The organism is Shewanella sp. ZOR0012 (assembly GCF_000798835.1).
Taxonomy (GTDB): Bacteria; Pseudomonadota; Gammaproteobacteria; order Enterobacterales; family Shewanellaceae; genus Shewanella; species Shewanella xiamenensis.
In genome coordinates this window covers 3,883,590-3,899,952 of sequence record NZ_JTLE01000094.1, presented here as the reverse complement: position 1 = coordinate 3,899,952, position 16,363 = coordinate 3,883,590, and the positions used below count along the sequence as shown (strand labels likewise).

At 46.6% G+C, this 16,363-nt stretch carries 13 protein-coding genes and 2 pseudogenes; 14 read left to right on the top strand and 1 reads right to left on the bottom strand.

Annotated elements, in window-relative coordinates:
- Positions 1–20 precede the first annotated feature (20 nt).
- A complete protein-coding gene (locus L976_RS18745) occupies positions 21–1,658 on the top strand; it encodes an HAL/PAL/TAL family ammonia-lyase (RefSeq protein ID WP_047539248.1) in 1,638 nt (545 codons plus the stop codon).
- Positions 1,659–1,699: 41 nt separating this feature from the next.
- Complete coding sequence (locus L976_RS18740) at positions 1,700–2,083, top strand: cytochrome c3 family protein (protein ID WP_037431101.1); 384 nt, start codon at positions 1,700–1,702, stop codon at positions 2,081–2,083.
- 218 nt (positions 2,084–2,301) lie between these two features.
- Here L976_RS18740 and L976_RS18735 read toward each other — a convergent pair whose 3' ends face one another.
- Positions 2,302–3,591, bottom strand: coding sequence for an alpha/beta fold hydrolase (locus tag L976_RS18735; protein WP_047539244.1), 1,290 nt, complete (start codon positions 3,589–3,591; stop codon positions 2,302–2,304).
- Positions 3,592–3,770: 179 nt separating this feature from the next.
- Here L976_RS18735 and L976_RS18730 point away from each other — a divergent pair, with 179 nt between their 5' ends.
- The 12 genes and pseudogenes from L976_RS18730 to L976_RS23395 all read left to right on the top strand — a co-directional run.
- A complete protein-coding gene (locus L976_RS18730) occupies positions 3,771–4,415 on the top strand; it encodes an MBL fold metallo-hydrolase (protein WP_047539242.1) in 645 nt (214 codons plus the stop codon).
- A 324-nt stretch (positions 4,416–4,739) separates the two neighbouring features.
- Complete coding sequence (locus L976_RS18725; protein WP_047539240.1) at positions 4,740–6,479, top strand: methyl-accepting chemotaxis protein; 1,740 nt, start codon at positions 4,740–4,742, stop codon at positions 6,477–6,479.
- 214 nt (positions 6,480–6,693) lie between these two features.
- The gene (locus L976_RS18720; RefSeq protein ID WP_047539237.1) at positions 6,694–7,707 is read left to right on the top strand and encodes an XdhC family protein; all 1,014 of its coding nucleotides are present in this window, start codon (positions 6,694–6,696) and stop codon (positions 7,705–7,707) included.
- Complete coding sequence (locus L976_RS18715; RefSeq protein WP_047539234.1) at positions 7,707–8,429, top strand: nucleotidyltransferase family protein; 723 nt, start codon at positions 7,707–7,709, stop codon at positions 8,427–8,429. The genes L976_RS18720 and L976_RS18715 overlap by 1 nt, the downstream gene beginning before the upstream one ends.
- 3 nt (positions 8,430–8,432) lie before the next feature.
- Positions 8,433–8,930, top strand: coding sequence for a (2Fe-2S)-binding protein (locus L976_RS18710; RefSeq protein WP_047539231.1), 498 nt, complete (start codon positions 8,433–8,435; stop codon positions 8,928–8,930).
- Position 8,931: 1 nt separating this feature from the next.
- Positions 8,932–11,178 (top strand): xanthine dehydrogenase family protein molybdopterin-binding subunit, encoded by a 2,247-nt coding sequence (locus tag L976_RS18705; protein ID WP_047539228.1) that lies wholly within the window; start codon positions 8,932–8,934, stop codon positions 11,176–11,178.
- A gap of 369 nt (positions 11,179–11,547) precedes the next feature.
- Positions 11,548–12,039 carry a DUF1097 domain-containing protein gene (locus L976_RS18700; RefSeq protein WP_037420065.1) on the top strand — a complete coding sequence of 164 codons (492 nt, stop codon included), beginning with the start codon at positions 11,548–11,550 and terminating at the stop codon, positions 12,037–12,039.
- A gap of 113 nt (positions 12,040–12,152) precedes the next feature.
- Complete coding sequence (locus L976_RS18695) at positions 12,153–13,607, top strand: methyl-accepting chemotaxis protein (protein WP_047539225.1); 1,455 nt, start codon at positions 12,153–12,155, stop codon at positions 13,605–13,607.
- 399 nt (positions 13,608–14,006) lie between these two features.
- On the top strand, positions 14,007–14,414 hold the full coding sequence (locus L976_RS18690) for a hypothetical protein (RefSeq protein WP_047539223.1): 408 nt from the start codon (positions 14,007–14,009) through the stop codon (positions 14,412–14,414).
- A 31-nt stretch (positions 14,415–14,445) separates the two neighbouring features.
- A pseudogene (locus L976_RS18685) lies at positions 14,446–14,775 on the top strand (transposase); the annotation flags it as partial.
- A gap of 375 nt (positions 14,776–15,150) precedes the next feature.
- Entirely contained in the window at positions 15,151–15,930 is a 780-nt protein-coding gene (locus L976_RS22470; RefSeq protein WP_052184029.1) for a hypothetical protein, read from the top strand.
- A 93-nt stretch (positions 15,931–16,023) separates the two neighbouring features.
- Positions 16,024–16,363 (top strand): annotated as a pseudogene (locus L976_RS23395) (transposase); the annotation flags it as partial.

Sequence of the window (16,363 nt, the reverse complement as noted above, 5' to 3'; positions counted from 1 at the left end):
ACAAAATGTTGGAGATGATTATGAATAAATCAGTGTTGATGGCTTCACTCACCTTAAGCTTACTCTCAGGCAGTGCGTTAGCGATGGAGCAAGTCGTGCTTGATGGTAAACATTTAACCCAAGACCAAGCTTGGGCAATTGCCGATGGCGCTAAAGTAAAAATTGCTCCACAAGCGAAAACCCAATTAGTGAAAGCACACGAGCTATTGATGGAAGCCGCACGTCTAGGTAAACCCGTTTATGGTCTAACCGTAGGTGTTGGACTTAATAAAGACCACAAACTGTTCGATGCTAATGGCAAATTGAGTGATGCAGTACTCGATGCCTCAAGAAGTTTTAACTTTAGTACTTTTCGTGCTCATAGTGCAGGCGTGGGTGACGCTGCGCCCATCCGCTTAACACGTTTGGCATTAGCTGTGCGGTTAAATACTATGCTAGCCGGACAAACCGGTGTGCAGCCTGTGGTGGCAGAGCTTTATGAAGCTTATCTTAACAAGGGGTTGACACCTGTGATCCCAGCCAAGGGCACGGTAGGTGAGGCGGACATTCTACTCTCATCCCATGTCGGTTTAGCCATGGTTGGCGAGTGGGAAGTATTCTATAAAGGTCAGCGTGTTAGCAGTAAAGAGGCGATGGCTGATGCAGGGATTGCACCATTAGTTCCAATGGGGAAAGATGCGCTGTCGATTTTATCTAACAACGCCTTTGCAGTGGCGTATGCAATGCAAGGTTACCGCGAGGCGAAGCACCTATTGGCCGTGTCGCCCACCGTCTTTGGCTTAAGCCTTGAGGGATTAAACGGCAACGTGGCGCCATTCTTGCCACAAACCAATGATATTCGCCCATTCCCTTATATTAAAACCGCCGCCAGTGACATTTTAAAACAACTCGATGGCAGCTATTTATGGCAGCTGAATGATGAGCGTCCTTTGCAAGATCCGCTGAGCTTTAGAACGACAGCTTATACTTTTGCTGGCGCCGAACAGGCCTTAGCTTCATTGGATGAAGTACTCAATATCCAAATCAACCATTCAGATGATAACCCCGCAGTAATTGTGGGTGCCTCAAACCAGTATGCGCAGTTCCCACAAGTGGCTAAGTATTTGGTTGAAGGGCAGGGTGGTGTATTCCCAACCACTAACTTTGAGCCGCTGCCTGTGGCTCTCGCGGTGCAAAACCTGAGTGTGGCCTTGACCCATGTGTCCCATAACAGTGTGATGCGGACCATTCATTTGTCCGATGAACACTTTACTAAGCTGACGCGCTTCCTAAGTGCGCCTGAAAACCAAGGCCATGCCTTTGGTGCGATTCAAAAAGCCTTTGTGGATATGCAAGTGCGTAACAAGCAGTTAGCGACGCCAGTCTCCTTCGATGGGATTTCTATCGCTGGTGGTATTGAAGATACCTTCACTAACCTTAAGTTAGCGTCGGATAACCTGATCCAAATCGTGGATAACACGCGAGTTATCTATGGTTTAGAGCTGCTACATTCAACTCAAGCGATTGATTTACGCAAACAAGCGAACCCTGAGCTACAACTTGGTAAAGCGACGCAAGCCATGTACAAGGCTTACCGCGAGAAAGTGCCTTTTGTTGCGAAAGATCGCCCATTCACGCCGGACATCCAAGCGTCGACTGACTTTATTACACACTATTAATCTGCGATGCGGGGCACCATGCCCCGCCTAGGAAGACTCTGATGTTAAAACCCGTATTTATTCTATTACTCGGTGCCATGCTGGCAGCACCTATGGCTGCTAATGCAATGAATATCAAGGATTACCATAAAGAGGTAATGACTGGAGCCGATGGTAAAGTCGATTGTGCGGCATGCCACGGTGATGCAAAACGCAAAACCGTTCCTGATGCTGCGACTTGCAGTCGTTGTCATGGTTCACCCGAGGACGTGGCTAAGTTGACTGCGCGCCCTGCGGATGCGGGTCATTCGGTTGAGCCGAATCCCCATAACAGTCTGCACTATGGTACTGATCTGCCTTGTACTTACTGCCATCAGGAACACAAAGAAAGTAAAGTCTATTGCAATCAATGCCATGAGTTTACTTATCCTCAAATGAAACGTTAATTTCATCCTCGTTAAACACCCGCTCCCCTGTATTTTGACGATTATTGTCATGCACTCAACTTTGTTGAGTGCATTTTTTCAGCAAAAAAAAGAGTAATCCAACTCGGATTACTCTCACGGAAAATAGGTCGTTGAACGTTGTAGCCAAAATCACTCATTTGGATGAGGAGCCTGCACACAATGACAGCTTTTACTTAATTAACCCTTAAAATTAACATTTATCTTAAGAGTTCACCGCGGTTGAGACTGATGAGCTTATCTAAGATCCGCTCGCCATCCATTCGAATACCATTGTGTTCATATTCTGAGGTTAACCAATACTTTAGGTGCGCTACCTGTTTGGCGGTTTCTAGGCTGAAATCCATCTCGACATACATATCTTCGCTATAAATCGCGGCCGCAACTGGGACGCGGTTTTGGCTGAGCTGCTCAAGATTGTAAAGCGTTGGCCAGTCCGTTTTATGGGCAAGAATATTGGCTGCGGCTTTAAGTGGCGCTAAATGGCTAAATTGTTCAAACATCCAAGGGTAAATCATCTCGCCAGTAAACAGGAAAGGCTTACCCACTTGATAGTTAAAGGCCGGATACTGCTCCCGTACCCTATGGGCAGACCACTGTGACGCACTGTGTTGGCAGTAGATGGCCTCGTGTAACAGGGCAAAAATTGGGTTGGTGTTATAGTCGAGTAATTGGCAAAAATGATTTAAAAACAGCGGGTTGACATAATCACCTTGGGGCGAGTGCACTAGGGCCTGTTCAAGTAAATAGTAGACTGACTCAGGGCCTTGCTCCATGCCTAAATTAATGCCAAGCAGTTGCAGCATTTCAACCGTGAGGCGTTCACCCGTGGCTAACTGCACTGGATGTTCGAGTAAATGTTTGGCGAGGCGAGTCACCAGATGCTGCGCATCGTGGAAGCGCTGGAAGAAGTCCTTATTCTTGGCGAGTACGCGCTGATAGGTGGCTTGATAAACCTCATCACTGCTGCGCGTGAGGGAAGGAATACCACCTGTGATATAGGCTTCACTTACGCCCTGAGGCGCAGCACTTAAGTAGTGCAGCACGCAGAAACCACCAAAGCTTTGACCGAGGATAGCCCACTTGTCGGCGGGGCAGAGCTGGGTGCGGATTGATTCGGCGTCACGGACGATATTGTCGGCTCTAAAATGGCTTAAATATTCGGCCTGTTGCTCAGGGGTTAAGTGACTGAGGCTCTGATAATTGATGGGGCTAGAAAGGCCTGTGCCCCGTTGATCGAGCAATAAGACTCTAAACTCTTTGAGTGCTCGACGGATCCAGCCGCTATTGCTGGCGGGCCGCATAGCGGCAAAGCCAGGACCTCCTTGGAAAAAGACGATATAGGGTAATTTTTTATCTTTATTTTCAATGGCGCAAAGTTCTCTCGCAAACACAGTAATCTGCTCACCAATGGGTTGTTGGTAGTTGAGTGGCAAAGTAAATGTGTGTTTCTTGGCGAAAACACCAGCGAGCATCATATCGGGTTTCATCAATTGACCTTAAGGGCTAGGCTTGTTATTTATGGCAGATTGTATACAAAAGCCCTGTTGTCGCAAGTTAGGATTATTTGATTAGCCTTTGGTTGAGATCAATTTTTATTATAAAAAATTGAGCCATGATAACCCTCTTAGCGTAATCTATCGGCTATGGATAACACGAGATTGAAGCTATGAAGTACCAAATTATTCCTGTGACACCTTTCCAGCAGAATTGCAGCTTGATCTGGTGTGAAAAAACTAAGCATGCAGCGGTTGTCGATCCGGGAGGGAACGTTGACCGTATTTTAGGTGAAGTCACTAAATTAGGGCTGACCCTTGAAAAAGTGTTACTCACTCATGGTCATATTGATCATGTTGGCGGTGCTAAGTTATTAGCACAACAAACGAATGTACCCATCGTTGGTCCACATGAGGCGGATAAGTTTTGGATTGAAAATCTGCCTAAACAGAGTCAAAACTTTGGTTTTCCCCACTGTGATGCCTTTGAACCCGATCAATACCTGTGTGATGGCGATACCGTCACCGTAGGCGAGCAAAGTTTGACTGTGCTGCATTGCCCTGGCCACACACCAGGACATGTGGCGTTTTATTCGGCCTCATCCAAGCTTGCATGGGTCGGAGATATTCTCTTTAGAAGCTCGATTGGCCGTACTGATTTTCCTCAGTCAAATCATCAAAGCTTGATCCATTCAATCACCTCTAAACTCTGGCTTTTAGGCGCTGACGTGGAATTTATTCCTGGCCACGGACCTATGTCTACCTTTGGCGAAGAGCGTGAACATAATCCCTTTGTGGCTGATCAGTTACTGCTCTAAGTTGCATAACACTGCGTCAATTGACTTAATATCAACCAAAATGCGAGTTCTAATCAGGTACAATTCATATTTACTGTGCCTGATTAAACCTGCAAACCTCATCTCTGCTTGACACACATCTTGGGTCTTTTTAGTTAGATTTATCCGCAACTATCTATTTTTAAGCATTATATTTTGACCTAAACCAAATATCGGTTATTTACGCAACTGAGAATCGCTCGTAACTCTGTGTATTATTCATCAAAATTCTGTTTTTTTTACTTTTTAGTTACATTTTACTGGCTAGACTTAAAGCTAACGTTGTAGGTGTCTATCGGGGTAACTATGAATACAAAAACGATGATGAGTGTTGTTTTTTCCACAATCGTCGCTAGTGCAGTGATTACGGCGGCGCTGAGTTTTAATGTCAAATCTAAGATTGAACTCTTTAATGATGCTGCGAATATTCGCTATCAATCCTACCAAATTGCTGATGAACTTCGGCAAAGTTCTGATGATTTGACCAGACTCGCCCGTACCTATGCGGTGACTGGGGATGAAAAGTACGAAAAAATGTATATGGATATTCTGGCCATTCGTAACGGTGAAAAACCTAGGCCGGAAAAATATCACCAGATTTATTGGGATTTGGTGCTCAGTTATGGCGATAAACCTAAGCCTGATGGCGCCAGAGTGGCCATCAAAAGCCAAATGAAGGCTTTGGGGTTTTCCGATGAGGAGTTCCATTATCTCGAGCAGGCACAGCAAAATTCTGATGCTTTAGTCGCCCTTGAGGTCAAGGCGATGAACGCGGTGAAAGGAATTTTTATCGACCCAAATACCCAAACCTACAGCATTAAAGGTGAGCCGAATCTCGCGATGGCGAGGGAATTACTACATAGCGATCAATATCATAGTGAAAAAGCCAAGATCATGCAGCCGATCGATCAGTTTTTTACCGCCTTGGATAAACGCACTGAGGGTGAGGTGAGTAATCGATTGGATTCTTTAAATATGGCACTCAATGGTTCGCAGTTTGTACTCTTTTTGGTGATTTTAGTTGCCGTTGGCGGCTTTATTATTGTTAAAAGTAGGATTGTGACTCCACTCGTACAAACCTGTCGCGAATTACTTGATATTCAAAGGTCTAAAAATCTTGCCCGCAGGATCTCAGTTTCGACTCAGGGTGAAATTGGGGAAATTGTTAACCAAATTAATTTATTCATTTCATCTCTAGCCAGTTCATTAGCGACGACGGACAGTATTGCGAAGGAGGTGGCAGATCTCGCTAAACAAACCAAAGCTTCGATTCAAGTTTCCCGTCAAAGCTCAAACCGAGTCGCCAAAGAGCTCGATGCCAGTGCGAGCGCGATGGAAGAAATGACGACCACCTTAGTGCATGTTAGTGAGAGCACCTCGAACGCCGAAATTCGGGCAGCAGAAAATGAAACCCATGTGGGCGTTGGTCAGGATACGGTTTCAGAGGCATTGAATGCGATGGCGGTGCTCGAAAGTGAATTTACGACCACCCAAGATTCGATGCAGCATTTGGTGAATGAGAGCACTCAAGTCAGTAATGTACTAAGTGTGATTAAAGCGATTGCTGAGCAAACTAACTTATTGGCACTCAATGCCGCAATTGAGGCGGCGAGGGCGGGTGAGCAAGGGCGTGGTTTTGCGGTGGTAGCCGATGAAGTGCGTTCACTCGCACAGCGCACTCAAGATTCTACCAAGGAAATTGATGATATTGTTGCCAGTTTACAAAATCGCACCAATCAGGTGGGCAGCTCAGTCACCCAAGCAGCTAACTTAATGAAAAAAGCCTCAGGTGAATTGCAACGTATCGTGACGGTCTTTGATGATATTCGCCATAGCACTGCGGCGATTCATGGGATTAATACCCAAGTAGCGGCATCAACCGAAGAGCAATCTCTGGTGTCTAAGGATATTGCCACCAGTCTTATGGTAATCCGCGATAATTCCCGCGAAGTGTCACAAATTATTGAGCAAATCGAATTCACCTCTATTAGCTTAGATAATCAATCCCAAGCACTACGAACTAAGGCTGGAGAGTATCAGTTTTAACCCTTAGTTCAAGGCTATCTCACACTTGTTGACAGGGATGTCAGCTTTATCCTTTAGCTATTTTGTGTTTCCCCGCTTTTGCCCTTTTAAATTCAATTTTCCTTTGTTAGCTTGTTCTACATAAAGATAATTTTTTAATCAGTTACGCTGATTTCAATCGTGGATGCATTAAATGTGTCCCTAAGTTAGCGAAATAGAGAGGGAGTCAATGTCGATGGATCACCAAATGGAAGACTTATTAGAACATTGGTTGCCCCTCGCGGATGATTCATGGGTGCTGGCGGTGATTACCCATATCCAAGACTCGTCCTACCGTAAACCCGGCGCCATGATGTTATTCCACGAGTTTGGCCAAGGCGCAGGGATATTAAGTGGTGGCTGTTTAGAGGCCGATCTTCGCCGTCATGCGCAGCAAGCCATGCAATCGCAACAGATTACTTGTATCACCTATGATGCGACCGATGAATCCGATGCCAGCTACCGCCTAGGTTGTGGTGGTAAAGTCGATATCATGTTGATCCCTCTGCTTAAAGAAAATCATGATCTTGGGCTAGTGGACATAGTACAAGCGTTTCGCAAGGGGCTGTTGGGCTACTATCAATTGCCCTTAGTGCCTGCGGGCAGCGATGCTCGCAGTTACGCTGCACAGTTTTATCCGGCGCAAAGTGCCCCTTTTCCTACGGCGGACTTTCCAAAGGCGGGCATACTCAGCCAGCCTGAAGGGGAGGCGCTTATCATCCCACTCAGACCACGATTTCATTTAGGGATTTTTGGTGGAGGAATAGATGCTAAACCCGTGGCGGCGATTGCCCACAGTTTAGGTTGGCAGGTGAGCGTGTTTGATACGCGCACCGCATATGCGCGAACTGCCGATTTCCCCCACGCCCATATCGTTAAGCAAAACCTTGATGATGCCGAAGCGCTTGTCGCGCAATTAGATTGCGCCGTGGTCATGCACCATCACCTGAATTTGGATACGGCGGCGCTCAAAGCTATTCAACCTTTTGATCTTAAATATGTTGCCCTCTTGGGGCCCGCTCATCGGCGGGATAAAGTGCTGGCGATGGCCGAACTCAATACGGAGTCGTTTAGTGGCTTTTTCTCGGCACCTGCGGGGCTTGCTCTTGGTGGCGAGTTACCGAGCGCCATTGCCTTGAGTATCTTGGCCCAATGCCATGGGGTGCTTCATGGCGCGGCATTTTCCTCGCTCGATGGAATGATGCCTTAATGCGCATCAGGCAAAGATTGCTCATTGCTGTGCTCGCGGCAGGCGAGAGCCGGCGCTTTCAGGGGGCGAAGCTGGCACAACGTTTATCAACAGCGGCGAGTGAGGGGCAAGGGCATAGCATCTTACAACGCCATATCGACCGTTTGGCTCGCTTCATCTCGGCTCCATTAGTAATGGGAGCATCCACTCAAATCACCGCAGAACTGTTGGTAGTGCTTGGTGCCCATCAAACATTATTGCGTCCGCAACTTGACGCTCTCGGTGCGCTAAAACTGACGTTGCTTGATAATCCTAATTGGCAAACAGGTTTGGCGTCGTCGCTGCGAGTTGCGGCGGACTTTGCAAAAGCGCAGCAGTTTGATGGCATGTTACTCACCTTAGCGGATCAAGTTGCGCTGACATTTGAAGACTATCGGCAGGTGATTGAGACTTGGCAGACGAATCAACAATCTGTGGCCGCTCTTTATACGAACGAAGCTGAGATGTTGAATGGACAAGGGACGTTGGATGAACAAGGGACGTTGGATGAATTAGGCGCCCCTGCTATTTTTAATGCCTCAATATTCGATTTATTAACGGATTTGACTGGCGATCGCGGCGCCAAATCCATCTTAAAACAACTGGCAAATGTGGGTGAGTTAGTGGCTGTTCCTTTGCCCCATGCCGCGATTGATATTGATACTAAAGCCGATCTTGCGTCGTGGTTGGCACTTAAGGAGTGAGTTATGGCAATACCATCCTCGGAGGCGGCACAGGACCAGAGCCTTGCGATGCCTTCCCTAAACCTGACCATTAATGGCAGATCCTTTACCTTAAATGCGGATCCCAATATGCCTATCCTCTGGGCGTTACGGGATATTTTAGGCTTAACGGGCACTAAATATGGCTGCGGCGCCGGGCTCTGCGGCGCGTGTACCGTGCATTTAGATGGTCAGCCTGTGCGCGCCTGTTTAACCAGCGTATCCCAGGCGCAAGGCAAGCAACTGACCACGATTGAAGGGCTGGATAATCAAAAGCTTAAAAATGCTTGGGCCGAACACAATGTACCCCAGTGTGGTTATTGTCAGGCTGGGCAATTAATGTCAGCAGCGGCTTTAGTCACTCAGCATCCAAAACCATCGGCGGAACAAATTGATGCTGCCATGTCGGGTAATTTGTGTCGCTGTGGTACTTATCCTCGGATAAAAGCGGCGCTGCAAAGCTATGCCAAACAGGAGGGCTAAGATGAGTACATTCACCGCAGTTGAAAATATCAGTCGCCGCGATGTGTTAAAACTCTTCGGCGCCGTCGGGGGCGGCCTCGCCCTTGGTGCCAGTGGCCTCAGTTGGAGTCCAATGGCATTGGCGCAGGACCAACAGGCGCGGTTCAATCTGTTTATCGCCATCGGTGAGGACGACAAGGTCTATTTGACCTGCCACCGCTCCGAAATGGGTCAGGGGATCCGCACGGGGATTTTGCAAATTTTGTCCGAAGAGCTAGAGGCTGATTGGGATAAAATTGTGCCTATTCAAGGGCTCGCCGATAAACGCTACGCCAGCCAAAATACCGATGGTAGTCGCAGTATCCGCGAAAACTATGATCGCATGCGTGAGATGGGCGCGATGGCTCGAACCATGCTTGAGCAAGCCGCAGCAGCCCGCTGGAAAGTCCCTGTGAGTGAAGTGCAGGCTAAAGATCATCAAGTGCTGCATGCCAAATCTGGCCGTTCTGCCAGCTTTGGCGAATTAGCCCTCGATGCGGCGGCATTACCACTGCCTGCGGCTGATTCGCTGCGATTAAAGGCGGTTAAGGATTTCAAGCAAATAGGGGCTTCGCGTCAGATAGTCGATATGCAAGCCATGCTCACGGGTAAGGCTGTCTATGGCTATGATATCCAACTGGATAACATGCTTTATGCCAGCATTATGCGCCCACCCGTATTGGGGAGCGATGTGGCTAGTCTTGGCGATAGTGCGGCGCGCAACGTAGCGGGTGTGGTCGATGTGTACCGTTTGCCAACGCCCAAGGGCGCTCCCGCTTTTCAAGCCTTAGGCGGCGTAGCTGTGGTGGCGACAAATACTTGGAGTGCGCTGCAGGGACGTAAAGCCTTGCAAGTGAGCTGGACTGAGTCTGCCAACAGTAGCCACGATTCTAAAACCTACCTGCAAGAGCTGGTGGACAAGGTACAAGCCCCTGGCAAGGTGGTACGTCAAGTTGGTGATGAGGTCAAAGCGTGGCCGAAGGACGATACCCTTAAGGCGATTTATACCGTGCCTTACCTTATCCATTCCTCCATCGAGCCGCCTGTGGCCACCGCTAATGTGACCGAGAATAGCTGCGAAATTTGGGCATCGACGCAAACACCTCAAAGTACTCAGCAAAATGTGGCTGCGGCCTTAGGTATCGCCGAAGATGCGGTCAAAGTGAATGTCACGCTACTGGGCGGCGGCTTTGGGCGCAAGTCTAAACCAGATTTCAGTGTGGAGGCGGCACTACTCTCCAAGCAATTTAAACGGCCGGTGAAGGTGAGTTGGAGCCGTGAGGATGAGATCCAAAACGGTTATTACCATGCCATCAGTGCCCAGTGTTATCAGGCCTTGTTCGATGCCAACAACAAACCGACGGCGCTGCTGGCGCGTACAGGCTTCCCGTCAATCAGCTCCACCTTTGCCGAGGGCGTCGAGTATCCATCCGGTGGTGAGCTGGACTTAGGTTTTGTTGATGTGCCCTTTGCTCTGGCAAATTTACGCTATGAGGCTGTAAAGGCCAGCGCCCATAGCCGTATCGGTTGGATGCGTTCGGTATGTAACATCCAACACGGGTTTGGCGTGGGCAGTTTTGTCGATGAAATGGCCCATAAAGCCAAGTTATCTTGTCCCGATATGTGGCGCATCTTACTGGGGCAACCAAGACGAGAGACCTTTGAGAACCAAGGCTTTAAATATGGTAACTATGGTGAAGAGTTAACTCGTCATCCCGTCGATGTTGGCCGTTATCTCAAGGTAATTGAGGTGGTTGAACAAGCCCAAGCCAAGGCGCCGAAAGCGGGTAAGAATCAAGGTTGGGGCTTTGCCGTGCATCGCAGCTTTGTGAGTGTGGTGGCGGTGGCGATACGGGTAGAAGTCTGCGAGGACAAACAGCTTAAGGTGCTGAATGCCATTGCTGCGATTGATGCTGGCACTGTAGTTAACCCCGACAGGGTGAAAGCGCAGACCGAAGGCGCGATAGTTTTTGGTTTAAGCTTGGCGCTAATGGGGGAAATCAGTTACCAGCAGGGTAAGGTGATGCAGTCTAACTTCCATGATTATCACCTGCTACGTTTACCCCAAGTGCCAGAGATGGAGATCATCATTATCGACTCGGATGCGCCGCCTGCGGGTGTAGGTGAGCCCGGCGTACCGCCGGTGGCGCCTAGTCTGACCAATGCGATATTTGCCGCAACAGGCCTTAGGATCCGCGACCTGCCGGTTAATAAACAGTTAAAGGTGTGATGCTGTAAACGACACCTGAGTGAGCAAAAAAGCGCCTAATAAGCGCTTTTTTCGTTTTTTTACCACAAATAAATTGCTTGTTAGCAAATTTACGGGCATTAATGCCGAAAATTAGCAATAGATCAGGTTTTTGTTACCAGAATAGAGGTAATTTAACCAATATGTTTACTCAAGTGACCTAAGGTATGCGGACTCGCGTACACATTCATTTGAATCGGTTACTAGTCGGCCTGTGAGTCAGTTTTCGATTGCAGTTCCCTACTAAAAATTGATCGACACGGAAGTGAAGGGCGCTATAACACCATAATACAGCCGCACCTTGAGCGCATTTGAGTAGTTAACTTCCGTGAAAACAATAAAGGGGTCATCATGGAAAATCGTTGGCAGGTCGCTATTTCTGCGGGGCTATTAGCCGCAATATGGTGTGGTATCGCAGATACTTTTCATCTTGTTACTTGGATTGGCTTTTTAGGTTGTAGCACGTTTTTTGCTCAGCCGAAGGCCGGTTTTCAAGGCGTGATGATGGCGTGGTGCACCAATCTCTCCGGTGTGTTTTGGGCTTGGCTCATTATCAGCGGTAGCAGTTTTTTCGTATCGCCTGTGGCGGGTTATCTGTTTACGGGTATCGCTACCTCGGCAATGTGCCTACAGGCCAGTTATCAAAAGCTCAGTTTTATTCCCGGTGCCTTTATCGGCTGTTGTATTACCTTTGCCATGGCTGGGGATGTGGCCAATATTGTGCCGCCTTTAGTGTTAGGCGCACTGTTAGGTTTTTGCATGAGCTTATTGACGGCGCAGTTAATCACCCTTCGCCAAAAATGGTCAGCATCAACAGGTTCTGAAATCGCCAGTGCCGATTAATCTTCCATCACTTTTGTGTTCGCATGATAGCCATGCGGTAACTGAGTGATCGAATAGATGAGCTATAATGCTGATTTAGTACCCGATAGCTTTAGGTCTTAGGAAATATCAAGATGAAACAAATCCAGTTTCGCACCATTGATGCCATATTGATCAAGTTCAGTCTTAACGGCAAATTTTGGATTGTCTGTTCTATGGTGGCGTTAATCACGGCTACTATCGCACTTATCAATTACCAACATGCTCACCGCAACCTCGAAGCAGCATCTTTGGCTCGAGTTCAGGCGACGGTTGATGCCTTTGCCCAAGTCGCAAATGCGCAACAGTTGCAAGGTGATGCATTATCACAATTTGCCCGAGACAATGGGCTGAGTGTTGTCTCTCGCCAGACTGAGGCGCAGCGCCAAAGGGATAATGTCACCGCCAGCGCCACGGTGGCATCTGGCAGCGCGCTCGCACTGTCGCAAAATGTGTCCGAATGGGAAAGTGATGGCCGCAGCGATGCTAATTTGATGTTTTGGCTTGCATTAATCGGTTTATTGCCCTTATTCCAATTAAGCTATTGGATTTCAACTTCCCTCGGCGGTGGTCTGTGGGATATGTACATGGCCATCAAACGCTTAGCCGATGGCGACTTAAGTTTCAGATTAAACTTTTTCGGTACCGATGACTTCAGCTTAATCGCCCGCGAAATTGACCGCTGTGCCGATAACATGAGCGAAATGGTGAGCGCTATCCGCAATAATGCCCAAACACTTTCCCTCGCTGCTGATGAGTTTAATCAGCAAGCAAAAATCAGCGGTGAGTTAATTGGTGCCCAGCATCAATTTTTAGATTCAGTGGCTGTGGCCATGGCGCAAATGACTTCGGCGATTGAAGAAGTGTCGGTTAATGCCAGTAACACTTCACTACAGACTAAAGATAACGCCAGCCAAATGAGTGCCAGCCAAGGGCGTATTAGCCATACGGTGGACAGTATTGGTTTGCTCTCAACCAAAATTGGTGCAGCCTTTTCATCGGTAGAACAATTATCTAAGGATGCGGCGGCTATTGATGCCGTTGTAACAACCATCAATAGTATTTCTGGGCAGACTAACTTGCTGGCGCTGAATGCGGCCATTGAAGCGGCCCGTGCGGGTGAGCAAGGCCGAGGTTTTGCGGTGGTTGCCGATGAAGTGCGTACCTTAGCGGGACGTACTCAACAAGCGACAGTTGAGATCCAAGCGATGATCGAAGGATTGCAATCGGGCACTCGTCAGCTCTCCAATATCACCACCGAGATTGTGGACCGCGCCGATGAAGGCCGCAGTGCCATTGTTGAAGTGGGCAACGATGTCGAAGGGATGGCGCAATCGGTTAATGCCGTATTCGATATGAGTAGCCAAATTGCCGCATCGGCGGAAGAACAAAGTGTTGCCGCCCGTGATATCGCTGGCCAGCTTAATGAGATCCGCCATCAATCCGATACCATTAAACAAACAGCACAGCGCAGTGTCACCCTAGCACATGATTTGCAGCAGGCCTCGGTTCAGCTTGAAGGCATTTTAAAGCAGTATCGAACCAGCTAAGCGATTGCTTTATGTGGATTAGGTTTATGAATCCTCATTAGTTTTGAAGCTTAACGCTCTATCTTTTGGCGAAGCGTAATAGCTAAAAAATGGCGGTTACATTTGATGTAACCGCCATTTTTTATGTCATTTACATCCGTCATCGTTATTGCCTTTGGCCGAGACACGCCAAAGTTAACCAAAGCCTTACAGACATTCATTTAGCTGCTTAGCATTGAAACTACAGCTTGGTTTAAATTCAACTCATTGTTACTAAAAGGTAAATGCTTCATCAGTCTAAAGCCTGACTTTAGTTTCATTATCAAAATACCGTTGGAGAGGCGCTGAAACTGGGGTAGGTTATCAGCCTTATATCCCCTGTGATTAGGGGGGAAGGCATAAGAGAGATTTGACGAACATATGCAAAGGGGTGATAAAGCAGCTTGCGTGGTCAAAAACACACTTGATGGCTACCAAAAGGAATTTGATGGCTTGGTGAGGGAATATGCGAATTTCTCCCATACTCAAGGTGAAGCTTACTGCGATTTTTTTGTTGATATAGCATCTATGATGAATGGTTCATGGCTATTAACGGCCGAGCTTGAGTCTGACACTATTGCTAATTTTAAATCGTTCGACTGGTACCGTATCTTGGCCATTGATGAAGCGCATACGCCAGAAGATGAATTGATCACATTATTACAGACGGCCTATAAAATCGGCTATCTCTGGTTAATAGAACGTTTGTCATTACTAAAACAGCAAATAGAGATAATTGAAATCCGGCTGTATCACAATGGCAGTCTTGATTATCAAGCTTTGAATTAGTGGAATGAGGTTGATTTGCCAAGCTCAATATCTGCCTTTTATTGGTAATGAGTGCGACGGTAATGAGTGCGACAACCAACCCGATAGCATTGCGTTTTCATTAACGGACGACCTTAAATTGGTAGATGCTACAGGCCGAATTATTCGCAATGATAAACGTGGATACATCAGCGAAAGTAGCGCCAAGATACTGAACAGATTAAATATTCCCCATAACAATTGGCTCAAGCTGACAACCGAGTTTGGCAAGCTATTTCATGGTCCAGTGGGTACTCTGCAAGAACTGACCGATTATTGCGAACATCTCGAAAAGCGACGACGGCATTTTGCTAAATGCTGTCAGCACTTTAACAGTAACTGACAACGGCTTATATCACTTCAAAAGCCTACATCCAAAACACATCCCAAGTACTATGGGCCAATTTACCTCGTCTGAAATGCTCCATTTTTTAAGGAATTCGCGCAATTTATTTCCTTACATACAGTCCCTACGACTGTTGATGACTCCCACTCAAATCATTTTAGCTCGTACAAGTTGTAGACAAACCTAAAGTGCATTATGTTGTTGATTTAAAATGGGTGGCTAGATTCAACTCTAAAGGTAATAATGTGATTTTAAGGCATAATCGAACTCTTGATTTAAGGGTTCAGCCAGGAGGATTTGCTGCCACAGAGTATTTGCAGCATATGCTGCAAGTCAAGATATAAAAATGGTTGTTAAGGAATATAGTAAATAATGACGTTATCAATAGAGTTTATTTTTTCGTACGAAAATTTTTATAGAGCTAGTGATATTTGGGATATAACTTGCTTTAGTGATTATGTTTCAAAGTGTAATTTTGATGTGTTAACTGATGGTTTTACAGGTGTAATAATTGAAAGAAATAAGATTAAAGAGTATTTGGATAGCGCGTCTAAACAGATTTCACTTGATATAGAAATAGGTTTGGATGAGCCAAATATGCGACCATCTATTAGGTTTTTTCATTTAGTTGATAGGGCATTTGCTAGATTAGTGGTTAGCGATCTTGATTGTTTAATATCATTGCGAGACAAGTGGTTGAAGAACATTGTTGAACATGAAAATTTTGTTCACGCAAGGATATATAATACTAGATTCGATTTTCTACAAAATATGACAAGTATACAAAGTTTTGAGATAGAAGGTATTGACCATAGTCAGTTGCCTAAAAAGCATAATGGGCTTCCACCGCCATTAGCTGAAATGGCTATTGATACCTCCGATAATCCAGGGCGATGGCAGTTTCAGTCTGGGTATATAGAAGCGGTAGGTGCTGAAATGTGGCTTGGAAAGCGTTTTTTCGAATTAGTAAACTTGCCTATTGGTACACTAAAAAATGCCGAATGGTTACATGTTGATGAGTTAGAGAATGTAGTTCATTTAACTGCTTATGATAAACCATTTGATTCAGCGCTAGGGGAACAAGGAGAGATCCAAAATAAGCTGCGTGATTTGCTATTTTCTCAAGCTAAAACAACTAAAAGTTTAACCTGAATTTTTATATAGTAAAGTTGGACACCCAACCTCAATAGCGCGGAAGTAAACCTCCTACTATGCTTTGGTTAAGCATTGAACAAGGAGGTTTGTATGCCGCGCCCTCGCAGAACTCAGATAAGTCTTTAACTCTCACCTTAACATCAGTCCCTATTACCATTGCTGCTGCCGCGTTGTTCGGCGGGCATTTTTATGTGGTGATGATACCTATTCCGGTAAAAACTATGACCATCGCCGTGCTTGGGTAGAGTCATTATTGTTTGAACTGGAAGCGGTTTTTGCTATTGATGTGGCTGCTTATGCGGTGATGTCGAATCATCTGCATGTGGTGCTGCGAGTCGATATCGAGAAGGCAAATTGTTGGACTGACCGCGAAGTGCTTGAGCAGTGGCATAAGTTGTTTAAAGGCGATGAATTAACACAACAATTCGTT

Excerpts from the sequence above, each read along its gene's own strand:
- L976_RS18710 (WP_047539231.1), top strand. The coding sequence starts at position 8,433 with ATGGCAATACCATCCTCGGAGGCGGCACAGGACCAGAGCCTTGCGATG.
- L976_RS22470 (WP_052184029.1), top strand. The coding sequence starts at position 15,151 with ATGACGTTATCAATAGAGTTTATTTTTTCGTACGAAAATTTTTATAGA.
- L976_RS18705 (WP_047539228.1), top strand. The coding sequence starts at position 8,932 with ATGAGTACATTCACCGCAGTTGAAAATATCAGTCGCCGCGATGTGTTA.
- L976_RS18730 (WP_047539242.1), top strand. The coding sequence starts at position 3,771 with ATGAAGTACCAAATTATTCCTGTGACACCTTTCCAGCAGAATTGCAGC.
- L976_RS18700 (WP_037420065.1), top strand. The coding sequence starts at position 11,548 with ATGGAAAATCGTTGGCAGGTCGCTATTTCTGCGGGGCTATTAGCCGCA.
- L976_RS18745 (WP_047539248.1), top strand. The coding sequence starts at position 21 with ATGAATAAATCAGTGTTGATGGCTTCACTCACCTTAAGCTTACTCTCA.
- L976_RS18690 (WP_047539223.1), top strand. The coding sequence starts at position 14,007 with ATGCAAAGGGGTGATAAAGCAGCTTGCGTGGTCAAAAACACACTTGAT.
- L976_RS18695 (WP_047539225.1), top strand. The coding sequence starts at position 12,153 with ATGAAACAAATCCAGTTTCGCACCATTGATGCCATATTGATCAAGTTC.
- L976_RS18740 (WP_037431101.1), top strand. The coding sequence starts at position 1,700 with ATGTTAAAACCCGTATTTATTCTATTACTCGGTGCCATGCTGGCAGCA.
- L976_RS18715 (WP_047539234.1), top strand. The coding sequence starts at position 7,707 with ATGCGCATCAGGCAAAGATTGCTCATTGCTGTGCTCGCGGCAGGCGAG.
- L976_RS18735 (WP_047539244.1), bottom strand. The coding sequence starts at position 3,591 with ATGAAACCCGATATGATGCTCGCTGGTGTTTTCGCCAAGAAACACACA.
- L976_RS18720 (WP_047539237.1), top strand. The coding sequence starts at position 6,694 with ATGGATCACCAAATGGAAGACTTATTAGAACATTGGTTGCCCCTCGCG.
- L976_RS18725 (WP_047539240.1), top strand. The coding sequence starts at position 4,740 with ATGAATACAAAAACGATGATGAGTGTTGTTTTTTCCACAATCGTCGCT.